General features: G+C 70.1%; 18 protein-coding genes. 10 read left to right on the top strand and 8 right to left on the bottom strand.

Going from position 1 to position 20,246, the window contains the following annotated elements:
• The 3 genes from dnaE to CGZ93_RS04425 form a co-directional block, all read left to right on the top strand.
• Positions 1–2,474 (top strand): DNA polymerase III subunit alpha (gene dnaE / locus CGZ93_RS04435; protein ID WP_094362940.1); only part of this gene is annotated, 2,474 nt, incomplete at its 5' end.
• Positions 2,459–3,115 (top strand): hypothetical protein, encoded by a 657-nt coding sequence (locus CGZ93_RS04430; protein WP_141211074.1) that lies wholly within the window; start codon positions 2,459–2,461, stop codon positions 3,113–3,115. The genes dnaE and CGZ93_RS04430, both read left to right, overlap by 16 nt.
• 23 nt (positions 3,116–3,138) lie before the next feature.
• A complete protein-coding gene (locus CGZ93_RS04425) occupies positions 3,139–3,465 on the top strand; it encodes a putative quinol monooxygenase (RefSeq protein WP_094362958.1) in 327 nt (108 codons plus the stop codon).
• Here CGZ93_RS04425 and sigJ read toward each other — a convergent pair.
• Positions 3,425–4,321 (bottom strand): RNA polymerase sigma factor SigJ, encoded by an 897-nt coding sequence (gene sigJ / locus CGZ93_RS04420; protein WP_094362938.1) that lies wholly within the window; start codon positions 4,319–4,321, stop codon positions 3,425–3,427. The genes CGZ93_RS04425 and sigJ overlap by 41 nt on opposite strands.
• On the bottom strand, positions 4,318–4,875 hold the full coding sequence (locus CGZ93_RS04415) for a carboxymuconolactone decarboxylase family protein (RefSeq protein ID WP_094362937.1): 558 nt from the start codon (positions 4,873–4,875) through the stop codon (positions 4,318–4,320). The genes sigJ and CGZ93_RS04415 overlap by 4 nt, the downstream gene beginning before the upstream one ends.
• A gap of 129 nt (positions 4,876–5,004) precedes the next feature.
• Between CGZ93_RS04415 and CGZ93_RS04410 the strand changes: the two genes are divergently transcribed.
• Complete coding sequence (locus tag CGZ93_RS04410) at positions 5,005–6,135, top strand: ArsB/NhaD family transporter (protein ID WP_176451626.1); 1,131 nt, start codon at positions 5,005–5,007, stop codon at positions 6,133–6,135.
• Here CGZ93_RS04410 and ybaK read toward each other — a convergent pair.
• Positions 6,132–6,620: a Cys-tRNA(Pro) deacylase gene (gene ybaK / locus CGZ93_RS04405; protein ID WP_094362935.1), complete on the bottom strand. Its 489-nt coding sequence runs from the start codon at positions 6,618–6,620 to the stop codon at positions 6,132–6,134. The genes CGZ93_RS04410 and ybaK overlap by 4 nt on opposite strands.
• Positions 6,620–7,441, bottom strand: coding sequence for a DUF554 domain-containing protein (locus CGZ93_RS04400; protein WP_094362934.1), 822 nt, complete (start codon positions 7,439–7,441; stop codon positions 6,620–6,622). The genes ybaK and CGZ93_RS04400 overlap by 1 nt, the downstream gene beginning before the upstream one ends.
• Before the next feature lie 145 nt (positions 7,442–7,586).
• On the opposite strand from CGZ93_RS04400, the gene CGZ93_RS04395 reads away from it, so the two are divergent.
• Positions 7,587–8,630 carry an NAD(P)-dependent alcohol dehydrogenase gene (locus tag CGZ93_RS04395; RefSeq protein ID WP_094362933.1) on the top strand — a complete coding sequence of 348 codons (1,044 nt, stop codon included), beginning with the start codon at positions 7,587–7,589 and terminating at the stop codon, positions 8,628–8,630.
• Positions 8,631–8,642: 12 nt separating this feature from the next.
• Here CGZ93_RS04395 and CGZ93_RS04390 read toward each other — a convergent pair whose 3' ends face one another.
• Positions 8,643–9,098 carry a hypothetical protein gene (locus CGZ93_RS04390; protein WP_141211073.1) on the bottom strand — a complete coding sequence of 152 codons (456 nt, stop codon included), beginning with the start codon at positions 9,096–9,098 and terminating at the stop codon, positions 8,643–8,645.
• Between the two features lie 156 nt (positions 9,099–9,254).
• On the bottom strand, positions 9,255–10,589 hold the full coding sequence (locus CGZ93_RS04385) for an HNH endonuclease signature motif containing protein (protein WP_094362931.1): 1,335 nt from the start codon (positions 10,587–10,589) through the stop codon (positions 9,255–9,257).
• Between the two features lie 280 nt (positions 10,590–10,869).
• Between CGZ93_RS04385 and CGZ93_RS04380 the strand changes: the two genes are divergently transcribed.
• Positions 10,870–13,077, top strand: coding sequence for a catalase (locus CGZ93_RS04380; protein WP_229117196.1), 2,208 nt, complete (start codon positions 10,870–10,872; stop codon positions 13,075–13,077).
• Between the two features lie 55 nt (positions 13,078–13,132).
• On the opposite strand, the gene CGZ93_RS04375 is transcribed toward CGZ93_RS04380, so the two are convergent.
• Both CGZ93_RS04375 and CGZ93_RS04370 read right to left on the bottom strand, forming a co-directional pair.
• Positions 13,133–13,987, bottom strand: a complete 855-nt coding sequence (locus tag CGZ93_RS04375) for an alpha/beta fold hydrolase (RefSeq protein ID WP_094362929.1) — start codon at positions 13,985–13,987, stop codon at positions 13,133–13,135.
• A 10-nt stretch (positions 13,988–13,997) separates the two neighbouring features.
• Positions 13,998–16,394, bottom strand: coding sequence for an HAD-IC family P-type ATPase (locus tag CGZ93_RS04370; protein WP_094362928.1), 2,397 nt, complete (start codon positions 16,392–16,394; stop codon positions 13,998–14,000).
• A gap of 122 nt (positions 16,395–16,516) precedes the next feature.
• Between CGZ93_RS04370 and hisD the strand changes: the two genes are divergently transcribed.
• The 4 genes from hisD to hisH are packed head-to-tail and all read left to right on the top strand — an operon-like array spanning position 16,517 to position 20,228.
• Complete coding sequence (gene hisD, locus CGZ93_RS04365; protein WP_407643924.1) at positions 16,517–17,836, top strand: histidinol dehydrogenase; 1,320 nt, start codon at positions 16,517–16,519, stop codon at positions 17,834–17,836.
• Positions 17,836–18,978 carry a histidinol-phosphate transaminase gene (locus CGZ93_RS04360; RefSeq protein WP_094362926.1) on the top strand — a complete coding sequence of 381 codons (1,143 nt, stop codon included), beginning with the start codon at positions 17,836–17,838 and terminating at the stop codon, positions 18,976–18,978. Before hisD ends, CGZ93_RS04360 begins: the two co-directional genes overlap by 1 nt.
• A complete protein-coding gene (hisB, locus tag CGZ93_RS04355) occupies positions 18,979–19,605 on the top strand; it encodes an imidazoleglycerol-phosphate dehydratase HisB (RefSeq protein ID WP_094362925.1) in 627 nt (208 codons plus the stop codon).
• On the top strand, positions 19,602–20,228 hold the full coding sequence (gene hisH / locus CGZ93_RS04350; protein ID WP_094362924.1) for an imidazole glycerol phosphate synthase subunit HisH: 627 nt from the start codon (positions 19,602–19,604) through the stop codon (positions 20,226–20,228). Before hisB ends, hisH begins: the two co-directional genes overlap by 4 nt.
• The last annotated feature ends 18 nt before the right edge of the window (positions 20,229–20,246 follow it).

Genomic DNA, 20,246 nt, shown 5'->3' with positions numbered 1-20,246 from the left:
ATTTCCTGGTGGTGTCGGACTTCATCCGGTGGGCGAAGGAGAACGGGATCCGGGTGGGTCCGGGGCGTGGTTCGGGTGCGGGGTCGATGTGTGCGTACGCGATGAAGATCACCGATCTGGACCCGATCCCGCACGGGCTGATCTTTGAGCGGTTCCTGAACCCCGAGCGCAAGTCGATGCCGGACTTCGACGTCGACTTCGACGACCGCCGCCGTCCCGAGGTGATCCGCTACGTCACCGAGAAATACGGCTCCGACAAGGTGGCGATGATCGTCACCTACGGCACGATCAAGGCCAAGCAGGCCGTCAAGGACTCCGCCCGGCTGCTCGGCATGCCGTTCTCGATGGGGGAGCGGATCACCAAGGCGATGCCGCCGGCGGTGATGGGCAAGGACGTGCCGCTGAAGAAGCTGTTCGACGAGACCCACGACCGCTACAAGGAGGGCACCGAGTTCCGGGAGCTCTATGACTCCGACCCGGAGATCAAGCACGTCGTCGACACCGGCATCGGCATCGAGGGCCTGAAGCGGCAGTGGGGCGTGCACGCCGCCGGGGTGATCATGTCCTCCGAACCGCTGCAGAACGTGATCCCGGTGATGAAGCGGGAGGCGGACGGGGCGATCATCACCCAGTTCGACTATCCGACCTGCGAAACCCTGGGTCTGGTCAAGATGGACTTCCTGGGGTTGCGCAACCTGACCATCCTCGACGACGCGCTGCTGAACGTACGCCTGAACCGCGGCTTCGACCTCGACCTCGAGGCGCTCAGCAAGGACATGACCGACAAGGCGACCTATGAGTTGCTCTCCCGTGGTGACACCCTGGGCGTGTTCCAGCTCGACGGCGGCGGGATGCGCTCGCTGCTGCGGCTGATGCAGCCGGACAACTTCGAGGACATCTCCGCGGCGCTCGCGCTGTATCGCCCCGGCCCGATGGGTGCGAACGCGCACACCAACTTTGCCCTGCGCAAGAACGGCAAGCAGGCGATCACCCCGATCCACCCCGAGCTCGAGGAGGCGCTCTCGGAGATCCTCGGCACCACCTACGGCCTGATCATCTATCAGGAGCAGGTGATGGCGATCGCCCAGCAGCTCGCCGGCTACACCCTCGGCAGCGCCGACCTGCTGCGCCGGGCGATGGGCAAGAAGAAGCGCGAGGTGCTGGACGCCGAGTTCGTCAACTTCGAGGCCGGGATGATCGCCAACGGCTTCTCCAAGCAGGCGGTGAAGGCGCTGTGGGACGTGCTGCTCCCGTTCTCCGACTATGCGTTCAACAAGGCGCACACGGCGGCGTACGGTCTGGTGTCCTACTGGACGGCCTATCTGAAGGCGAACTATCCGACCGAATACATGGCCGCCCTGCTCACCTCGGTGAAGGACGACAAGGACAAGATGGGGCTCTATCTGGCGGAGTGCCGGCACATGGGGATCAGGGTGCTGCCGCCGGATGTGAACTCCTCGGAGATGAACATGACCCCGGTCGGCACCGACATCCGCTTCGGGCTGTCCGCGGTACGCAACGTCGGCGCCAACGTGGTGTCGCTGATGTCGGCCGCCCGCGAGGAGAACGGCCGGGCGACCAGCTTCAACGACTTCCTGGACAAGGCGCCGCTGCAGGCGTGCAACAAGCGGCTGGTGGAGTCGCTGATCAAGGCCGGCGCGTTCGACTCGTTGAACCATCCGCGACGGGCGCTGATGGAGGTGTTCGAGGAGAACATCGACCAGGTGATCGACGTCAAGCGCAACCAGGCCAACGGCCAGGACGACCTGTTCGCCGGCTTCGGTGACGAGTCGCAGTCGGCGGTCAGCACCCTCAACCCGGTGCCCGAGCTGCCTGACTGGGACAAGCGGACCAAGCTGGCGTTCGAGCGGGAGATGCTCGGGCTGTATGTGTCCGACCACCCGTTGCAGGGGCTGGAACACATCCTCCAGGCCGAGCGGGAGATCTCGATCGGTCGGCTGGTCGCCGAGGACGGGCCGCGCGACACCGTCACCTCGATCTGCGGGATGATCACCCAGATCGTGCGCAAGACCACCAAGTCCGGCGACTCCATGGCGATCCTGACGGTGGAGGACCTCGAGGCGTCGGTCGAGGTGCTGCTTTTCCCGAAGGTCTATTCGCTGGTCTCCACCGTGCTCGCCACCGACACCGTGGTCCGGGTCAAGGGCAACGTCCGCGCCCGCGAGGACGCCGTGTCGCTGATGGCCACCGAGCTGACCGTGCCGGATGTGGACACCGGCCCGGCCAAACCGGTCGTCATCTCGCTGCCGTCGACCCGCTGCACCCCGCCGGTGGTGGAGGAGCTGCGGCAGGTGCTGCGCGCCCACCCGGGGCTGACCGAGGTGCACCTGCGGCTGCAGAGCAGCAGCCGGACCAGCATCTGGAAGGTGGATGAGCAGCTCCGGGTGACTCCCTCGCCTCCGCTGATGGCCGATCTCAAGGCATTATTGGGGCCATCATGTCTGAACGTGTGAGGGGCAACCAGGAGGCGATGGTCACCACCGACCCCTCGCAGCCCAGCATCCAGCACGTCGGCGACTCGGTGACCACCGGCACGATCCCGGTGATCACCGACGACTTCCGGCCCGACCGCGGACAACCCCGCCCGGTACGCCGCCCGCTCACCCTGTGGATCGGCCTGCTCGGGCTCGGCTCGGTGCTGCTCGGTGCGCTGGCCGGGGTGGTCTGGCGCTACGCGGTCCGGCTGCCCACCTATCAGGTGAACGAGGACGGCAGCGCCGCCACCGGGGAGCGCGGACTGGCCGAGTTCATCGCCGCCGACGCCTGGTTCGTCGTGCTGGGCGTGGTGTGCGGGCTGATCTGCGGGCTGCTGGTCTGGCGCTGGTTCGCCGGGCTGGGCTGGCCGATGGTGGCGCTGGCACTCGGCTCATCGATGGTGATGGCGCTCACCTGCTGGCAGCTCGGCTGGTTGCTCGGGCCGGGGGCGCTGGAGCCCCGGTTGGCCGCGGCCAAGCCGGGGGATGTGCTGCCGATCGAGTTGACCCTGCGCGCGCAGGCGGCGCTGATGATGTGGCCGTTCGCCGCCTGTCTGCCGATCATGCTGCTGTCGGCGCTCAGTCCCGACCCCGAGGAACCCCCGGAGCAGCCGAGCTGACCCTGCTCGGTATCGTGGGGCTCATGGTCCTGATCACCGTGAAGTTCCCGATCCGCACCGACAGGCTGAGCGAGTGGGAGTCGGTCTCCCGCGACTACGCCGAAGCGGTCACCGCCGAACCCGGCAACGTGTTCTTCGAGTTCTCCCGCAGCGTGCTGGAGCCGGACACGTTCATCTGCATCGAAGGGTTCCGCGACGACGCGGCGGGCAAGGAGCACATGGCCCAGCCGCACGTGGACAAGTTCATGTCGACCATGCCCGACATCGTCGCCGCGCAGCCGCAGATCCTCTACGTGGACGCCGAGGAGGTCACCGGTTTCGCCCCGATGGGGGAGATCCAGCCCCGCTGATCCCCAGCCCGGTCAGCTTCTCGGGGTTGCGCTGCACCCACACCTCGGCGAGCCGCCCGTCGCGCAGGGCGAACTGCACCAGCGACGGCTGGCCGCCACTGGTCACCAGCAGCGCCGGCCAGCCGTTGGCCGTCACCTCCTCGACCTCGAAGTCTCCGTAGCGTTCGACCAGCCCGGCCAGGAACCGCAGCGACTTCTCTGGGCCGACCAGCGGACGCAGCGCCGCCTGCACGCGGCCTCCGCCGTCGGTGATCAGCCGCACGTCGGGGGCGAGCAGGCCGATCGCCCGAGCCGGGTCACCGCTGCGCAGGGCCGCCACGAACTCCCGGCCCACGGCCCGGTGGGTGTCGGCATCGACCGGTTCGAACCGGGGCGGGCCGTCGCCGGCCAGGTGCCGCCGCGCCCGGCTGGTCAGCTGGCGTACCGCAGCCGGGGTGCTCTCCAACGCCTCGGCCGCCTCGGCGTGGGACAGCGCGAACACCTCCCGCAGCACGAACGCGGCCCGCTCCAACGGGGTCAGCTGCTCCAGCAGCACCAGCATCGCGAAGCTCGCCGACTCGGCCAGCTCCGCCACCTCGTCGGGGCCGGGGGAGGCGGCGACCGGCTCGGGCAGCCACGGGCCGGGATAGACCTCGCGCTGCCGTTGCACGGTACGCAGCCGGTTCAGGGCGCGGTTGGCGACCATCCGGGTCAGGTATGCCCGGGGCTCGCGCACGGTGGCGGGGTCGACCTCCCGCCAGGCCAACCAGCAGTCCTGGAGCACGTCCTCGGTGTCGCTCACCGAACCCAGGATCCGGTACGCCACCGCGAACATTCGGGCGCGGTGCTCGCTGAACGGATCGTCGGGTTCGGTCATTGCACCGCCCCCGGGACGGGGCAACGGTCGGTGAACCCCTGGCGGGTCAGCCCGAGGCTGCGGTTGAACCGGGAGCGCAGGTTTTCCAGGGCGGCGAGCATGGTCAACTCCACCAGCGCGGGCTTTCCGAGCCGGTGCGCCAGGTCGGCCACCATCTCCTCGCTCACTTCGTCCTCCTCACCGCAGATCGCCTCGGCGTACGCCAGCACCGCGCGTTCGGTGTCGGAGAAGGCGCTGCTCCGCCGCCAGTCTGGCACCTGCCGCAGCAGTTCGGCCGGGACCCCTGCGGCGTACGACTGCCAGAATCCGAAGTCGGTGCACCAGGAGCAGCCGAGTCGGTGCGCGACGGCCATCACCGCCAGGTGGCCCAGCCGCGGATCCAGCGAGTGCCAGCGCTCGACCAGGGTTTCGAAGATCGCATAGCTGCCGAGCACCCGCGGGTTGTGCCCCATCGCCAGGCCGGGGTCGATGTCGGTGCCGTAGCGGCGGCGGGAGTATGCCCGGGCGAGCCGGGTGAACAGGGTGTTGGGCGGGTCGAGACTGATCCGGGCCATGCTGACTCCTTCGTCGGTACGCCGCCTGTGCGGCGCTGCTGTGGAGGAGACACCGCCGGGGGCCGGTCTGTGACACGCGGGTTGCCCGGAATGCCAGACTGGGCCGACGTGGGGCAGCTGTCGAGGTGGGTGAGACGACCGCTGTGGGGGTGGATCCTGCTCGGTCTGGGCTGGCTGGGCATCGTCGGCGGGCTGGTTCCCGAGGCGACCGCGGTCCGGGTGTCCCGGCTCGGCTGGCCGGTGCTGCTGTTCCTGGTGCTCGTCAAGCCCGTCGCCGACCTGTGCGCCGAGGCGGGACTGTTCCGGGTCGCCGCCGATCGGCTGGCGCGGCTGGCCCGAGGCTCGGCGACGGCGCTGTTCTGGCTCTTCGCCGCGCTCGCCACGGTGACCACGGTGCTGCTCAGCCTGGACACCACCGCGGTGCTGCTCACCCCGGTCGGGCTGGCGCTGGCCCGGCGGCTGCGGCTGGATCCGAGGCCGTTCGCCTTCGCCGCGATCTGGATCGCCAACTCGGCCAGTCTGTTGCTGCCGGTGTCCAACCTGACCAACCTGATGGCCCATCAACGGCTGGGCGGTGACTTCGTCGCGGCCAGCTGGCGGGCCCAGCTCGGGGTGCTCGCGGTGACGGCGCTGGTGCTCGGACTGCGTTGGGGGCGGCGCTTCAGCGGCCGCTATCGGGTGCCGGCGCCGGAGCCGATCCCGGATCGGGTGCTGCTGGTGGTGACCGGGTCGGTCGCGCTCGCGCTGGGACCGCTGCTGGTGGCCGGCGTACCCGCTTGGCTGGTCGCCGCCGGCGGTCTGCTGGTGGTCTGGTGCGCGTTCGCGGTACGCCGCCACCCGGCCGCGGCACCGCGCCGGATGGCGCGGTTGTTCCCGCTCGAGGTGGCCGCCGGGGTGCTTGGTCTGTTCTGGCTGGTGGCCGGGCTGGGGGAGCGGGTGGCGGGGGCGTTGCCACCGGTCGAGCCGGGCGTCGTCGGTCAGCTCACGGTCGCCGGAATCGCCGCCCTGGCTGCGAATCTGCTGAACAACCTGCCGGTTTTCCTGGCCCTGGAGCCCTGGGCCGGCGGGGGTTCGGGGTTGGTGGCGCTGCTGGTCGGGGTGAACGTCGGGCCGTCGGTGCTGCTGTGGGGGTCACTCGCCAACGTGTTGTGGTGGCAGTCCTGTCGCCGGCACGGGGTGCGGGTCGGCGCACGCCGGTTCGCGGCCGAGGGGCTGCTGCTGGTGCCGTTGGCGGTCGCGGTCGGGGCGCTGCTCGCCTAACGGGCGATCGGGGCGAGGACGGCGCCGGTCACCCGGGCCAGGTCCTCCGGGGAGAGTTCGAGCTGCAGGCCACGGCGGCCGGCCGAGCAGAACACGGTGTCGAAGGCGCGGGCCGACTCGTCGAGCACGATGCGGTGACGCAGCCGTTGACCGATCGGGGAGATCCCGCCGACCACCATGCCGGTCGCCCGTTCGGCCTGCCGCGGGTCGGCCAGCGCGGCCTTCTTGGCGCCGACCGCGACGGCCAGCGCCTTGAGGTCGAGCATCCCGGCGACCGGCACGATCGCGGTGACCAGCTCCCCGGTGGGCAGTTCGGCGAGGAGTGTCTTGAACAGCCGCTCCTTCGGTACGCCGAGGGCGGCGGCCGCCTCCTCGCCGTAGTGGGTGGCGGTGTCCTGGTGGTCGTAGGGGTGCAGCCGATAGGCCACCTTCGCCCGGTCGAGGGCGACCGTGGCCGGCGTACCGGAGGAACGACGCCCGCCCATCAGCGCAGCGAGGCCACGAGTTGGACGAGCAGTGGTGCCACCAGCAGGGCGGGGAGCAGGTTGCCGACCGGCAGTTGGCGGATGTTCAGCAGTCGGAAGCCGAGCCCGACCAGCATCAGTCCGCCGGTCGCGGTGAGCGCCAGCAGGTGCGGCTCGGGCAGGAAGTCGCCGATCGCGAAGCCGAGCAGGGTGATCAGACCCTGCACCACGGCCACCACCAGCGCCGAGGCGAGCACGCCGACCCCGAGCGAGGCGGCGAACGCGATCGAGGCGAACCCGTCGAGCACCGCCTTCAGGATCAACTGGTCAGCGCCCCGCCCGAGGCCGTCGGAGAGCGACCCGAGGATGGTCAGTGGGCCGATGCAGAAGATCAGCGAGGCGGTCACAAACCCCTCGATGAACCGTTCTCGCGCGCTCAGGTGTGCGGCCCCGGTCACCGGATCGACGCCGTGCTGGTCGGGGGCGTCGGAGCTGCTGCCGCGGCTGAGCCGGGCCCGCAACCAGTCACCCAGGTTTTCCAGTCGCCGTTCCAGGTCGACCAGGGAGCCGACGATGCCGCCGATCAGCAGCGAGCCCAGCACGATCAGTACCGGGGCCGAGGCGCCCACCCGGTCCTTGAGCACCTGGCTGGTCACGTCGATCGCCGACAGCGCGCCGATCAGCAGGGTGACCAGGCCGAGCGCGTCGGTGACGGTGTCGCGGGTACGTTCGGGGAGCCGGTGCCCGAGTGCCATGCCGATCAGCGAACCGACCACCACCGTGCCCACGTTGACAACGGTCCCGAGGCCGACGAAGCTCACAAGACCCGGTATCAGCGACATGGCCGCGATTGTTCCACGCCCCGACGCAGCGGTGGACGGGTCGCCCACCTGTTGACCGGAGTTGGTTGACTGGGGACCGACCGCACGACTGCGCCTTCGGGCGTACGCACGCAACGCGCCCGGGAGGGCGTACCAGGAGGAACACATGCTGACCGTCAACGCCTACGCAGCCACGTCCGCGACCGATCCGCTGGTGCCGACCACCATCGAGCGGCGCGACGTCGGACCGAAGGACGTCCTGATCGACATCAGGTTCGCCGGGGTCTGCCACTCCGACATCCACACCGCCCGCGCCGAGTGGGGCAAGGTGAGCTATCCGCTGGTGACCGGCCACGAGATCGCCGGCGTCGTCGCCGAGGTCGGCTCCGCGGTGACCCGGCACAAGGTCGGCGACCGGGTCGGGGTCGGCTGCATGGTGAACTCCTGCCGCGAGTGCCAGCATTGCAGGGCGGGGAATGAGCAGTACTGCGAACAGGGATTCGTCGACACCTACGGCGGCACGGACCGCGACGGCACGATGACCCAGGGCGGCTATTCGACCCACGTGGTGGTGGACGAGGACTTCGTCGTACGCATCCCCGAGGGGATCGAGCTGGACGAGGCCGCGCCGCTGCTGTGCGCCGGGATCACCACCTATTCGCCGCTGCGGCACTGGGGTGCCGGCCCGGGCAAGAAGGTGGCCGTGGTGGGACTCGGCGGGCTCGGGCACATGGCGGTGAAGATCGCCGCGGCGATGGGTGCCGAGGTGACCGTGCTGTCCCAGTCGCTGAAGAAGCAGGAGGACGGGCTGCGGCTGGGGGCCACGGACTACTACGCCACCAGCGACCCGGACACCTTCGACAAGCTCGCCGGAACGTTCGACCTGATCATCAACACCGTGAGCGCCCAGCTGGATCTCAAGGGCTATCTGGAGCTGCTGGCCGTCGACGGGTCGCTGGTCAACGTGGGTGCGCCGCCGGAGCCGATGCCGGTGCAGGCGTTCTCGCTGATCACGGGGCGGCGTTCGTTCGCCGGGTCGCTAATCGGCGGGATCGCCGAGACCCAGGAGATGCTCGACTTCTGCGCCGAGAAGGGGCTCGGGGCGGAGATCGAGGTGATCTCGGCGGACAAGGTCAACGAGGCGTGGGACCGGGTGGTCGCCTCCGACGTGCGGTACCGCTTCGTGATCGACACGGCCACGCTGGGCTGATCGGCCGGCTGATCAGCGGAGCGCGGCCCGGCGCAGGGCCGAGAGGAAGCGCTCGTTCTCGAGCTCCTGGAGCCGGTCCATGATCGGGGAGAAGAACTCGGCCACCAGGGTACGGCGACCCGTCCAGCCCTGGTGGCCGTGAGCCAATCGGTACGCCTCGAAGCTCGCCCTGTCCCGCCAGGGCAGATCGAGGATCAGTCCGTGGCGCGCGGTGGAGGCGATCAGGGCGAGGTGTGCGGCGGCAACCTGCTCGTCGCTGAGGGTACGCCCCAGCTCGACGTTGGGCGTCATGTACTCGGCGCGCACCAGCTGGGCGAGGCTGATCGTCACCACCAGGTCGTTCAGGCCCGGGAGAGGGCCGTCGCAGAGGCGGCCCAGGGTCGCGTCGTCGAAATAGAGGCGGTCACCGCTGTTCCAGTCATCCGGCACCGAGTGGGCCGAACCGTCCGAGATGAGGTGCACCGACATCATCACCCTCCGATCCCTCGGCCAGCGGGGGTGCTGACCTCCGGTAAGCTTAGTCGACAATTGTGACCGTGGCCTGTGAGTGCCCTGAGACTTCAACCTCATTGGTCACTGGTCTCCGCTGCCTCCCGTTCCCCGTGTCGAGGGGAACCCGGTCGCTCAGGGGGCGTGGGGGTCATCGGGCCCGGGGTATCGGAAACGGGCATGGCGGATCGGCTTGCGATGGAGGTCGAACAGGGTCGGAGGGATGACGAACGGCAACCCGTCGGGGTCGAGGCGGATGGCCCAGCGTTCGGGGTTGTCTGCGTTCCAGGGTCGGTCGCGGGCGGGTTCGACCTGGCGGTGGTGGCGGGGGCACAGCAGCACCAGGTTCCACAGTTTCGTGGGGCCGAGCGCCCACCACGGTTGGATGTGGTGGGCTTCGCAGTCCTCGGGCGGATGGGTGCAGCCGGGGAACACGCAGCCCTTGTCGCGGGCGACGAGAGCGGCACGGATCTCTGGGGTGACCAGGCGGTGCGGCGTACCGACCTCCATCGGGACGCCTTTGCCGTTCATCACGATCGGCAGGATGTCGGCATCACAGGCGAGGCGGCGCACGTCGGTGGCGGAGAGGTGTTCCCCGCATGACACCTGCGCCGTACCCAGACCCGTGCGGAGCGTCTCCAACGACACCAGCACAGAGATTCGGGGTCGATCGCCGCCGTTGCGGGGTGCGTCCCCGACCTTCGCGGCGCGGCGGATGAGGATCATCAACGCGTCGGCTCGCATTTGCGCCCGGGTCGGCGCGACCGCGTCGGTCTCGGTGACCGCTCGCCAGAGTGCGGACTCGTGGGCCTTCAACAACGCGGCGAGTTCTTCCCCGTCGGCGAGCGGGAGTTTGCCGGCGAGGATGTAGGAGCCGTGGTGATCGGGTGCCATCGACAGCCGGCGGTTCTTCTCGGCCTGCAGGCGTTCGGCCTCCAACCGCGCCGCCTCGGCGGCGTCGGTGCCGTCGGGATCGATGGTCTGGCGGACGTGCAGGGAGAGTTTGCGCAGGTCGTCGGGGGCGAAGTCGGCGGCGAACCCGACCATCAGCTCCTGCGCCCGATCCAACTCCGCCGAAGACAGTGTCTCGGGGAGGTTCTGAAGCCCGTTGAGGATGCCGCGGACCTGGCTGTCCGACAGCAGCCCGGCGCACGCGGCCTCGGCGATCAGGCTGAGGCGGCCGAACAGAGTCGTTGCCTGCTTCACGATCCGGCGTGCCTCGCGGCTGCTGTGGCGATGCTGCCGAGTCAGGAACGTGGCGGTCGAGCACAGGTGCAGTCGTTCGGCGGCTTCGCGCTGCTGCGCCTCGGCGACCAGCTGCGCGCGAGCGGCCTGGGCCGCGGCAACCTGGGCATCGGCCCTCTCGATCAGGGCGAGGACTTCTTCGTCGGTGAGCAGTGCGAGGTTGTCGAGCTCGGGCAGCATCGACACCGCGGTGATCACCGCTGGGGTGTCGGCTGCTGTGCTCATGGTCCAATCACATCAGCCGGGTCTGACAGTCCGACCCCGAAACGGCCCGAAACGGCTGTGTGGGCAGAAAAAGTTCGAAAAACTTTGGCCACTCCAGTCACGCGCCGGATGGCCCCCTCTCGACGGGTTCCCCGACACACTTGGGCGTCGCTCCGCAGGCTCCGCCTGCCGACCCGGTCGGGAGCGTGGACCCCCCCGGGGGATGACAAGTCGACATTGGTCTGTAGCGTGGTGTGCTCAGCATGCGTTTCGCGTGCCCGCCACTCCGCAGGAGGATGCCGTGACCAAGTCGAAGAACACGCAGTCGAAGCAGGCCCGGCAGGATCCGCCCCCCGTTCCCGGTGCCCCGGCCAGCGAGGCGCCCGAGCTCGCCGAGCCCACCAAGCCCCGCGAACCGCTCCCGCCCAAGCCCGATCAGGCCGCTCCGGCCGATGGCGGACCGACCGGCGTACCGGGTTGCCGCGATCAGCAGGGAGCCCACCTGACCACCGCCCAGGGCGTACGCCTCGGCGACACCGATCACTCCCTCAAGGCTGGCCCGCGCGGCCCGGTCCTGCTGCAGGACCACCACCTGCGCGAGAAGATCATGCACTTCGACCACGAGCGCATCCCCGAGCGCGCCGTGCACGCCCGCGGCGCCGCCGCGCACGGCACCTTCGTCGCCAACGGGGCCGCCAGCAAGCTGACCCGCGCCGCCTTCCTGGCCAAGGGGGTGGAGACCCCGGTCTTCGTCCGGTTCTCCACCGTGGCCGGTTCGCGCGGCTCGGCCGACACGGTCCGCGACACCCGCGGTTTCGCGACGAAGTTCTACACCAGCGAAGGCGTCTACGACCTGGTCGGGAACAACATCCCCGTCTTCTTCATCCAGGACGCGATCAAGTTCCCCGACGTCGTGCACTCGGTCAAACCGCAGCCCGACCGGGAGATCCCGCAGGCGCAGAGCGCCCACGACACCTTCTGGGACTTCGTCTCCCTGCACACCGAGGCCCAGGCGCACACCATGTGGAACATGTCCGACCGGGGCATCCCGCGCTCCTACCGGATGATGGAGGGGTTCGGCGTCCACACGTTCACCCTGGTCAACGAGGCGGGCGAAACCTCGCTGGTGAAGTTCCACTGGAAGCCGCGGCTCGGCGTACACTCCGTGACCTGGGAAGAGGCGCTGCTGCTCAACGGTGCCGACCCCGACTACCACCGCCGTGACCTGGCCGACGCCATCGAGGCTGGAGCGTTCCCGGAGTGGGACCTGGGTATCCAGGTGTTCCCCGACACCGAAGACCAGATGTTCGAGGGGATCGACCTGCTCGACCCGACCAAGTTCATCCCCGAAGAGCTGGCGCCGGTGCAGGTGATCGGTACGATGACGCTGAACGCCAACCCGACCAACTACTTCGCTGAGACCGAGCAGGTCGCCTTCCACCCCGGCCACCTGGTCCCCGGGATCGACGTCAGCAACGACGCGCTGCTGCAGGGCCGGCTCTTCTCCTACCTGGACACCCAGCTCACCCGGCTGGGCGGACCCAACTTCTCGCAGATCCCGATCAACCGGCCGCACGCGCCGGTGAACGACATGCTGCGCGACGGGTTCCACCAGGACGCCGTGCCCGGCGGGGTCGCCCCCTATCGGCCGAACTCGCTGGACGGCGGCTGTCCGTTCGTCGCCGGGGCCGACCAGGGCGCGTTCATCGACGTGCCGCAGCCGGTCCAGGGCCGCAAGGTACGCGAGCAGTCGGCCTCCTTCGACGACCACTTCAGCCAGGTCGGGCTCTTCTTCTCTTCGCTCACCGAGGTGGAGCAGGAGCACGTGATCGGCGCGTACACCTTCGAGCTGAGCAAGTGCTACGAGGAGAACATCCGGGTACGCCAGCTGCAGTGCCTGGCCAACATCGACCAGCGGCTGTGCGCCGAGGTCGCCGCCGGGCTGGGCCTGCCGGCCCCGGAACCGACTGAGAAGCCGGTGTTCGGCGACCCGTCGCCTGCGGTCAGCCAGCTAGGCAAGGAGCACCCCGTCGACGGACGGATGGTTGGCATCTTGGTGGACGCCGACACGACGGCCGCCGAGGTGCAGCCGGTCGTGGAGGCCCTGCTCGGGGCGGGGACCCAGCCGCTGCTGATCGGTCCCAACGGCGCCAAGGTGGGCGGCGAACTGGCCGTCCAGCGCACCTTCGCCACCGCCACCGCGGTGGAGCTGGACGCCCTGCTGCTGGTCGGATCGGGCGCCCCGGCCGACGAGGTCGGCCGAGCGCGGGACGCCCGGGTGGTGGCCGGCCCGCTGGACGGCCTCGACCCGCGGGCGGTGATGATGGTGCGTCAGGCATACCAGCACGCGAAGCCGATCGCCGTGGTCGGTGAGCCCGGAGCGATCTTCACCGCCGCCGGGGTCCCCGCGCAGGCCGCGGGGGTGGTCTCCGGGTCGGCTGCCGAGATTGGTGACGAGCTGCTCAAGCTGCTGGCGAAGCACCGGGTGTGGGAGCGCTTTCAGGGCTGATCACCACCCTCAGCCAACATGGGTGGCTTCGACAGGCTCAGCCAACGTTTTTAGCTCAGGCGAGGAAGCGTTCGATGGCGGCGGTGACCCGGCCGCGGGTGGGGCCGATCCAGAAGAAGTGGGTCGGTGCCTCGGTGTCCACCAGCTCGGCGCCGGGAATCAGTCGCGCCTGGCTCTCGGCGTGGGCCCAGGACACGCCGGCGTCGTGCTGGCTGCCGGTGACCAGCGTGGGTACGCCCACCCGGGCCAGGGCGGCCGTCCGGAAGGTCGCCAACGCGGCGGTCCCCTGGCGCACGTCGAGCAGGAAGCCGCTCCCGGAATCCATGCCGCAGAAGGTTTCCCGGGCGGCGGCCAGATCGGTGGCGGTCAGATCGGGCCACCAGCGCACGGCCGGCAGCCGACTCAGCGTGCCGAGCATCCGGCGCAACCCGGAATCGCTCCGCACCAGGCGGCGTACCCCCGCCCAGGTCGCGTCCTCGGTGCCGGGGGCGAACATCAATCTGGCCGCCGCCCGCTGCGCCGGTACGTCCGGAAAGGGCAGCGCCGACGGCGCCGCACTGTGCAGCACCAACGACCGCACCCGATCACCCATGGCCAGCGCGGCGTGCACGGCCTGCATGCCGCCGGACGACACCCCGACACAGGCCGCGATGGCGGCCAGGTCCAGCAGGTCGCACACCTCACCCAGCAGCGGGGCGAACTCGGCGGCCGTCAACGGGCCCACCCCGGTCCTGCCATAACCGGGCCGCGACACCGTGACCACCGTGTGGCCGAGTTCGGCGTACAACTGCTGCCCGCACGGGGTCTGCGCCGTGCAGTGCCCACCGCCGAAGAAGAGCACGGGGGAGAGCTCACCGGGCAGCACGGTGGCCTCCACCGGGCCTGCGGACGTGTGCAGCACCGACTCCATTTTCGTGATCCTAGGCCGCTGACCCGCGGACGGCCCAGCCGGGTCCGGACGCCGACCGCGCCCGCAGCCGATTCCCCACCAGCCAGGAAACCTCGACCAGCACGATGCCGATGATCGCCGCCACCGCCGGCACCACCAGCATCTCCGGACGCCCCACGTCGAGGGTGAAGAAGCGCGCCAGAACCGGAATCGTGAACATGGCGACGTACGCCACCACGCTCAGCACCAGCAGCGCCACCTTCCAGGGGCGGTAGGGACGGGCGACCACGGCCAGCACCCACATGGCGATCGCGATCACCACGATCAGCACCGCGCTGGACACCTGCTCCCGACTCGCCTCCCCGGCCGCGATCCGGGAGAACAGCAGCCGATAGGTGACGAAGCTGGCCACGGCGATGATCACCCCCGCGGGAACCGCTCGACCCATCACCCGACGCACGAACCCCGACCGCGCCCGCTCGGCGTTCGGGGCCAGCGAGAGCAGGAAGGCCGGGATCCCGATGGTGAACCAGGCGGTGATGGTGATGTGCAGTGGAACGAATGGGAACGGCATCGTGAATGCCCCGACCAGCAGCGCCAGCAGCACCGAATAGACCGTCTTGGTCAGGAACAGCGTGGCCACCCGTTCGATGTTCCCGATCACCCGACGGCCCTCGGCCACGACGTGGGGCAGGGTGGCGAATCGATTGTCCAGCAGCACGATCTGGGCGACCGCGCGGCTGGCCTCCGACCCGGCGCCCATCGCCACCCCGATGTCGGCGTCCTTCAACGCCAGCACGTCGTTGACCCCGTCACCGGTCATCGCCACCGTGTGCCCGCGGCCCTGCAGGGCGTGCACCAGCTGCCGCTTCTGCTCCGGCGATACGCGGCCGAAGACGCTCCCGGCGGTGACCGCGTCGGCGAACTCGGATTCCTGCTGGGGCAGGGATCGCGCGTCGATCGGCGGGCTGTCGGAGCCCAGCTCGACCTGACGGGCGATCGCCCCGACCGAGATCGCGTTGTCGCCGGACACCATCTTCACCGACACGTTCTGGCGGGCGAAGTAGTCCAGGATTTCCCCCGCATCGGTCCGCAATCGCTGCTCCAGCACGACCAGGGCCAGCGGCAGCAGTCCCACGGTGGCGGCCTCGCCGTCCACCCGGTTGTCGCCCGAGGCGAGCAGCAGCACCCGCAACCCCTGGGACCCGAGCTCCTCGGCCCGCCGTGCCGCCGGGGATCCCTGCTCCGCCAGCACATCCGGCGCCCCGAGCACCAGCGAGCGCCCCGATTCGAAGGTGGCCCCGGACCACTTCCTGGCGGAGGTGAAGGGCGCCAGCGCGGCGACCGGCCAGGGGGCCTCGGTCGTGCCGAGGGCGTCGACCACGGCGGCCATGCTGGCGTTGGGGCGCGGGTCGGTGGCGGCGAGCTGGCGCAACAGCTCGACCGGATCATGGGCTGGGTCGGTGGCGACCGGGATGATCTCGGCGACCCGCATCCCGTTCTCGGTGAGCGTGCCGGTCTTGTCGGTGCACACCACGTCGACCCGGGCCAGCCCCTCGATCGCGGGCAGCTCCTGGACCAGGCACTGCCGCCGGCCGAGGCGTACCACCCCGACCGCGAACGCCACCGACGTCAACAGGACCAGGCCTTCGGGCACCATCGGCACCAGCGCGGCGACCATGCCGAGCAGGGCGGTGCGCAGGTCGGCGTGCACCACGAACAGTTGCACGATCACCGTGAGGATCCCGGTCGGGACCAGCAGGAGGCCGACGAGGCGCAGGATGGTGTCGATCCCGCGACGCAGTTCGGAGTCCACCAGGGTGAAGCGGCTCGCCTCGGCGGCCAGCTTCGCGGCGTACGCCTCGGCGCCCACCGCGGTCGCGCGGAAGGCGCCGGACCCCGACACCACGAAACTGCCCGAGAGCAGGGAATCCCCGCGATCCTTGGCCACCGGGTCGGCCTCACCGGTCAGCATCGACTCGTCCACCTCGAGCGATCCGGATTCGACGACCACTCCGTCCACCGGGACCTGGTCCCCGGGTCCGAGCTCGATCACCTCGTCGAGCACCAGCTGGTCCTGATCGACCCGGGTGAGCGTTCCGTCGCGGCGGACCAGCGGGTGCGCGCGTCCGATGATCGCCAATCGGTCCAGGGTGCGTTTGGCGCGCACCTCCTGGATGATGCCGATCCCGCTGTTGGCGATGATCAGCAACCCGAAGAGCGCGTTCTTGAACGACCCGGTGGAGAGCACCACCACCAGCAGCACGCCGAGGATGGCGTTGATCCGCGTGAACACGTTGGCCCGGACGATGTCCGGCACCGAGCGCCCGGAACGATCGGGCAGGGTGTTGACCTGACCGGCCTCGCGGCGCTGGGCGACCTCGGCCGATGTCAGTCCTCGCCCGCTGTCCGGTTCGGCATCGTTCACGCGGACAGCCTAGGCAGGCACCGGGAACCGCCCGCGGAATGCGCAGGTGCCGAGCGCGCCGACTCCGTACAATCGCCCTCGTGCCTGAAACCGAGTCGAACACCACCCGTCCCGCCGAGGCGCTGCTGCGGGTGATCGACCTGCGCGGTCATCGCGCAGGCTCCGGGGCCGAGCTGTCCAAGGTCGTGCCGCGGGCGGCGTTCGACGTGGAGCAGGCGATGGCGGCGGTACGCCCGGTGGTCGAGGCGGTTGCCACCCGCGGCGAGGAGGCCCTGCGCGAGCTGTCGGAACGCTTCGACAAGGTCGTGCCGGACAGCTTCCGGGTGCCGGTCGAGCGGCTGGCCGCGGCCGAGAAGCAACTCGACGCGCAGGTCCGAGAAGCCTTCGAGCTGGCCATCGAGCGGCGCCGTCAGGTCAGCCTGGCCGAGCTGGGGGACACCTCGGTGGCCGTCGACGTGGACCGCGGCGCCCGGGTGATCCAGAAGCTGATCCCGGTCAACCGGGTCGGGCTCTATGTGCCCGGCGGGCTGGCCCCGCTCGCCTCGAGCGTGATCATGAACGTCGTCCCGGCGCAGGTCGCCGGCGTCGGCTCGATCGCGGTCACCTCGCCGCCGCAGGTCGAGTTCGGTGGCGAGCCGCACCCGAACATCCTGGCGCTCTGCTCGATCCTCGGCATCGACGAGGTGTACGCCGTGGGCGGCGCCCAGGCGGTGGCGATGTTCGCCCACGGGGTGCCCGGGCTGTGCGAGCCGGTCGACCTGGTGACCGGCCCCGGCAACATCTACGTCGTGGCCGCCAAGCGGCTGCTGAAGGGGAAGATCGGGATCGACTCCGAGGCGGGCCCGACCGAGATCGCCATCCTCGCCGACGACTCCGCCAACCCCGCCCACGTCGCCGCCGACCTGATCTCCCAGGCCGAGCACGACCCGTTGGCCGGTTCGGTGCTGGTCACCGATTCCGCCGAGTTGGCCGCCGCGGTCGAGGCCCAGCTCGAGCCGCAGTTGGGGCGTACCCGGCACGTCGAGCGGATCCGCACCGCGCTCACCGGCGAGCAGTCCGGGGTGGTGCTGGTCGACGACCTTGAACAGGGTCTCGCCGTCGTGGACGCCTATGCCGCCGAACACCTGGAGATCCACACCCACAACGCGTTCGACCTCGCCCAGCGGGTGACCAACGCCGGCGCCATCTTCATCGGCGGCTATTCGCCGGTGTCGCTGGGCGACTACTGCGCCGGCTCGACCCACGTGCTCCCGACCGCCGGAGCCGCCAAGCACAGCAGCGGGCTGAACGTGAAGTCGTTCCTGCGTGAGGTGCACCTGATCCACTACGACCGCGGGGCACTGGCCGAGGTGCGCCGGGAGGTCGAGACCTTCGCCGAGGCCGAGCAGTTGCCGGCCCACGGAGCCGCGATCAGCGTGCGCTTCGACGAGGAGGCCGACTGATGGGGGACGCCGGACCGGCGACGTTGGCGGACCTGCCGCTGCGCCCGGAGCTGGTGGGGGAGGAGCCCTACGGCGCCCCGCAGTTGGACGTGCCGGTGCTGCTCAACGTCAACGAGAATCCCTATCCGCCGAGTGCTCGGGTGCGCGGGCAGATCGCCGCCGCGGCGGCCGAGGCGGCGGCGGGGATGAACCGCTATCCGGACCGGGAGGCGAGCGCGCTGCGGACGCGACTGGCGGCGTACCTGAACGAACGTCAGGGCGGACAGGGGTTGGGCCTGGCGAACATCTGGGCGGCGAACGGGTCCAACGAGGTGATGACCCACCTGCTGCAGGCGTTCGCCGGACCGGGGCGGTCGCTGCTGTCGTTCACCCCGACGTATTCGATGTATCCCGAGTACGCCCGCAACACCCACACCCGCTATCTGACCGCGCCGCGCGCCGAGGACTTCACGCTGACCCCGGAGCTGGCCGTGGCCGCCGTGCAGCAGCACCGCCCCGACGTGGTGGTGCTGACCACCCCGAACAACCCGACCGGCACCGCGACCGGGCTGGACACCGTCCGGGCTCTGCTGGAGGCCGCGCCCGGGATCGTGGTGGTCGACGAGGCGTACCAGGAGTTCGTCCGGCCGGGTACGCCGAGCGCGCTGGAGCTGCTGCCGGAGCACCCGCGGCTGGTCGTGTCGAGGACCATGTCCAAGGCGTTCGCGTTCGCCGGGGGCCGGCTCGGTTACCTGGCCGCCTCGTCGGCGGTGGTGGACGCCTGCCGGATCATCCGGTTGCCGTACCACCTGTCGACGGTCACCCAGGCCGTCGCCTGCGTGGCGCTGGACAACGCCGCCGAGATGATGGGCCACGTGGACGAGTTGCGGGCCGGCCGCGACGAGCTGGTCGACTGGCTGCGCGGCCAGGGCCTGGAGGTCGTGCCGAGCGACGCCAACTTCGTGCTGTTCGGCCGCTTCGCCGACCGGCACGCGGTCTGGCAGGCGCTGCTGGATGATGGCGTACTGATTCGGGAGACCGGGCCCGAGGGGATGCTGCGGGTCTCGATCGGTACGCCGGAAGAACTGCAGGCGTTCAAGGATTCGCTGTCACGGAAATTGGAGTCCCTTCGACAGGCTCAGGGACCGGAGAGGGAGCGCTGAATGCGTACCGCAACGATCGAACGCAGGACCTCGGAGTCACAGGTCAGCGTCAGCGTCGACCTGGACGGCAGCGGCCGGGCCGACGTCAGCACCGGGGTCGGTTTCTATGACCACCTGCTCACCTCGCTGGCCAAGCACTCGCTGATCGACCTGAGCATCGAGGCCACCGGCGACGTGTGGATCGACGCCCACCACGTGGTCGAGGACACCGCGATCGTGCTCGGCCAGGCGCTGGGCAAGGCGCTCGGTGACAAGTCCGGGATCCGGCGTTTCGGTGACGCCGCGGTACCGCTGGACGAGGCGCTGGCGACCTGCGTGGTCGACGTCGCCGGGCGGCCCTACTGCGTGCACACCGGCGAGCCGGAGGGTCAGGCGTACGTGTTGATCGGCGGCGGGCCGACCCCCGACGGACGCCCCGGTACGCCCTATGTCGGCTCGATGACCCGACACATCGTGGAGACCCTGGCACACAACGCGGGGCTGTGCATCCACCTGGCGCTGGTCCGCGGCCGCGACCCGCACCACATCGTCGAGGCGCAGATCAAGGCGTTGGCGCGGGCGCTGCGGACGGCGATCGAGCCCGACCCGCGGGTGTCCGGGGTGCCGAGCACCAAGGGCGCCCTGTGAGCGACGCCGCGCCACGGGTCGCGATCCTCGACTACGGCTCGGGGAACCTGCGCTCGGCGTACCGGGCGATGGCCCGCACCGGGGTGGAGGTGAGCCTGACCAGCGACCCCGACGAGGCGCTGGCCGCCGACGGGTTGGTGGTGCCCGGGGTGGGCGCGTTCGCGGCCTGCATGGCGGGGCTTCGGCGGGTCGGGGGCGATGAGGTGATCCGGCAGCGGGTGGCGGCCGGGCGGCCGGTGCTGGGCATCTGTGTGGGGTTCCAGATCCTGTTCACCGAGGGGATCGAGCACGGCGAGCGGACCGCTGGAGTCGGCGTACTCCCCGGAAAGGTGGAGCGGTTGCAGGTGCAGCGGCTGCCGCACATGGGCTGGAACACCGTCCGCGCGGCCGAGGGGTCGGCGCTGTTCGCGGAGCTGGGGGACGAGCGGTTCTATTTCGTGCACAGCTACGGGGTACGCCGCGACGAGGGCCTGGAGCGGGCGACCTGGTGCGAGGTGGAGTCGGATCGTTTCGTGGCCGCGGTGGAGCAGGGAGCGCTGGCCGGGACGCAGTTCCACCCTGAAAAGTCAGGGCATGCCGGAGTTTGCCTTCTGACCGGCTGGACACTCGGATTGCGCGCGTAACTGAGAAGTCTCTCGGGG

Origin of the sequence: Enemella dayhoffiae, assembly GCF_002250625.1 — a bacterium.
Lineage (GTDB): Bacteria > Actinomycetota > Actinomycetes > Propionibacteriales > Propionibacteriaceae > Enemella > Enemella dayhoffiae.
The sequence above is the reverse complement of the archived record's forward strand: the minus strand, read 5'-3'. Positions and strand labels throughout refer to the sequence as shown.

Bases quoted from the DNA above. Each gene is read 5' to 3' on its own strand.
- CGZ93_RS04425 (WP_094362958.1), top strand. From the start codon at position 3,139: ATGGTCCTGATCACCGTGAAGTTCCCGATCCGCACCGACAGGCTGAGC.
- CGZ93_RS04400 (WP_094362934.1), bottom strand. From the start codon at position 7,441: ATGTCGCTGATACCGGGTCTTGTGAGCTTCGTCGGCCTCGGGACCGTT.
- CGZ93_RS04390 (WP_141211073.1), bottom strand. From the start codon at position 9,098: ATGTCGGTGCACCTCATCTCGGACGGTTCGGCCCACTCGGTGCCGGAT.
- CGZ93_RS04360 (WP_094362926.1), top strand. From the start codon at position 17,836: ATGGGGGACGCCGGACCGGCGACGTTGGCGGACCTGCCGCTGCGCCCG.
- sigJ (WP_094362938.1), bottom strand. From the start codon at position 4,321: ATGACCGAACCCGACGATCCGTTCAGCGAGCACCGCGCCCGAATGTTC.
- CGZ93_RS04395 (WP_094362933.1), top strand. From the start codon at position 7,587: ATGCTGACCGTCAACGCCTACGCAGCCACGTCCGCGACCGATCCGCTG.
- CGZ93_RS04375 (WP_094362929.1), bottom strand. From the start codon at position 13,987: ATGGAGTCGGTGCTGCACACGTCCGCAGGCCCGGTGGAGGCCACCGTG.
- hisB (WP_094362925.1), top strand. From the start codon at position 18,979: ATGCGTACCGCAACGATCGAACGCAGGACCTCGGAGTCACAGGTCAGC.
- CGZ93_RS04430 (WP_141211074.1), top strand. From the start codon at position 2,459: ATGTCTGAACGTGTGAGGGGCAACCAGGAGGCGATGGTCACCACCGAC.
- CGZ93_RS04385 (WP_094362931.1), bottom strand. From the start codon at position 10,589: ATGAGCACAGCAGCCGACACCCCAGCGGTGATCACCGCGGTGTCGATG.
- CGZ93_RS04415 (WP_094362937.1), bottom strand. From the start codon at position 4,875: ATGGCCCGGATCAGTCTCGACCCGCCCAACACCCTGTTCACCCGGCTC.
- ybaK (WP_094362935.1), bottom strand. From the start codon at position 6,620: ATGGGCGGGCGTCGTTCCTCCGGTACGCCGGCCACGGTCGCCCTCGAC.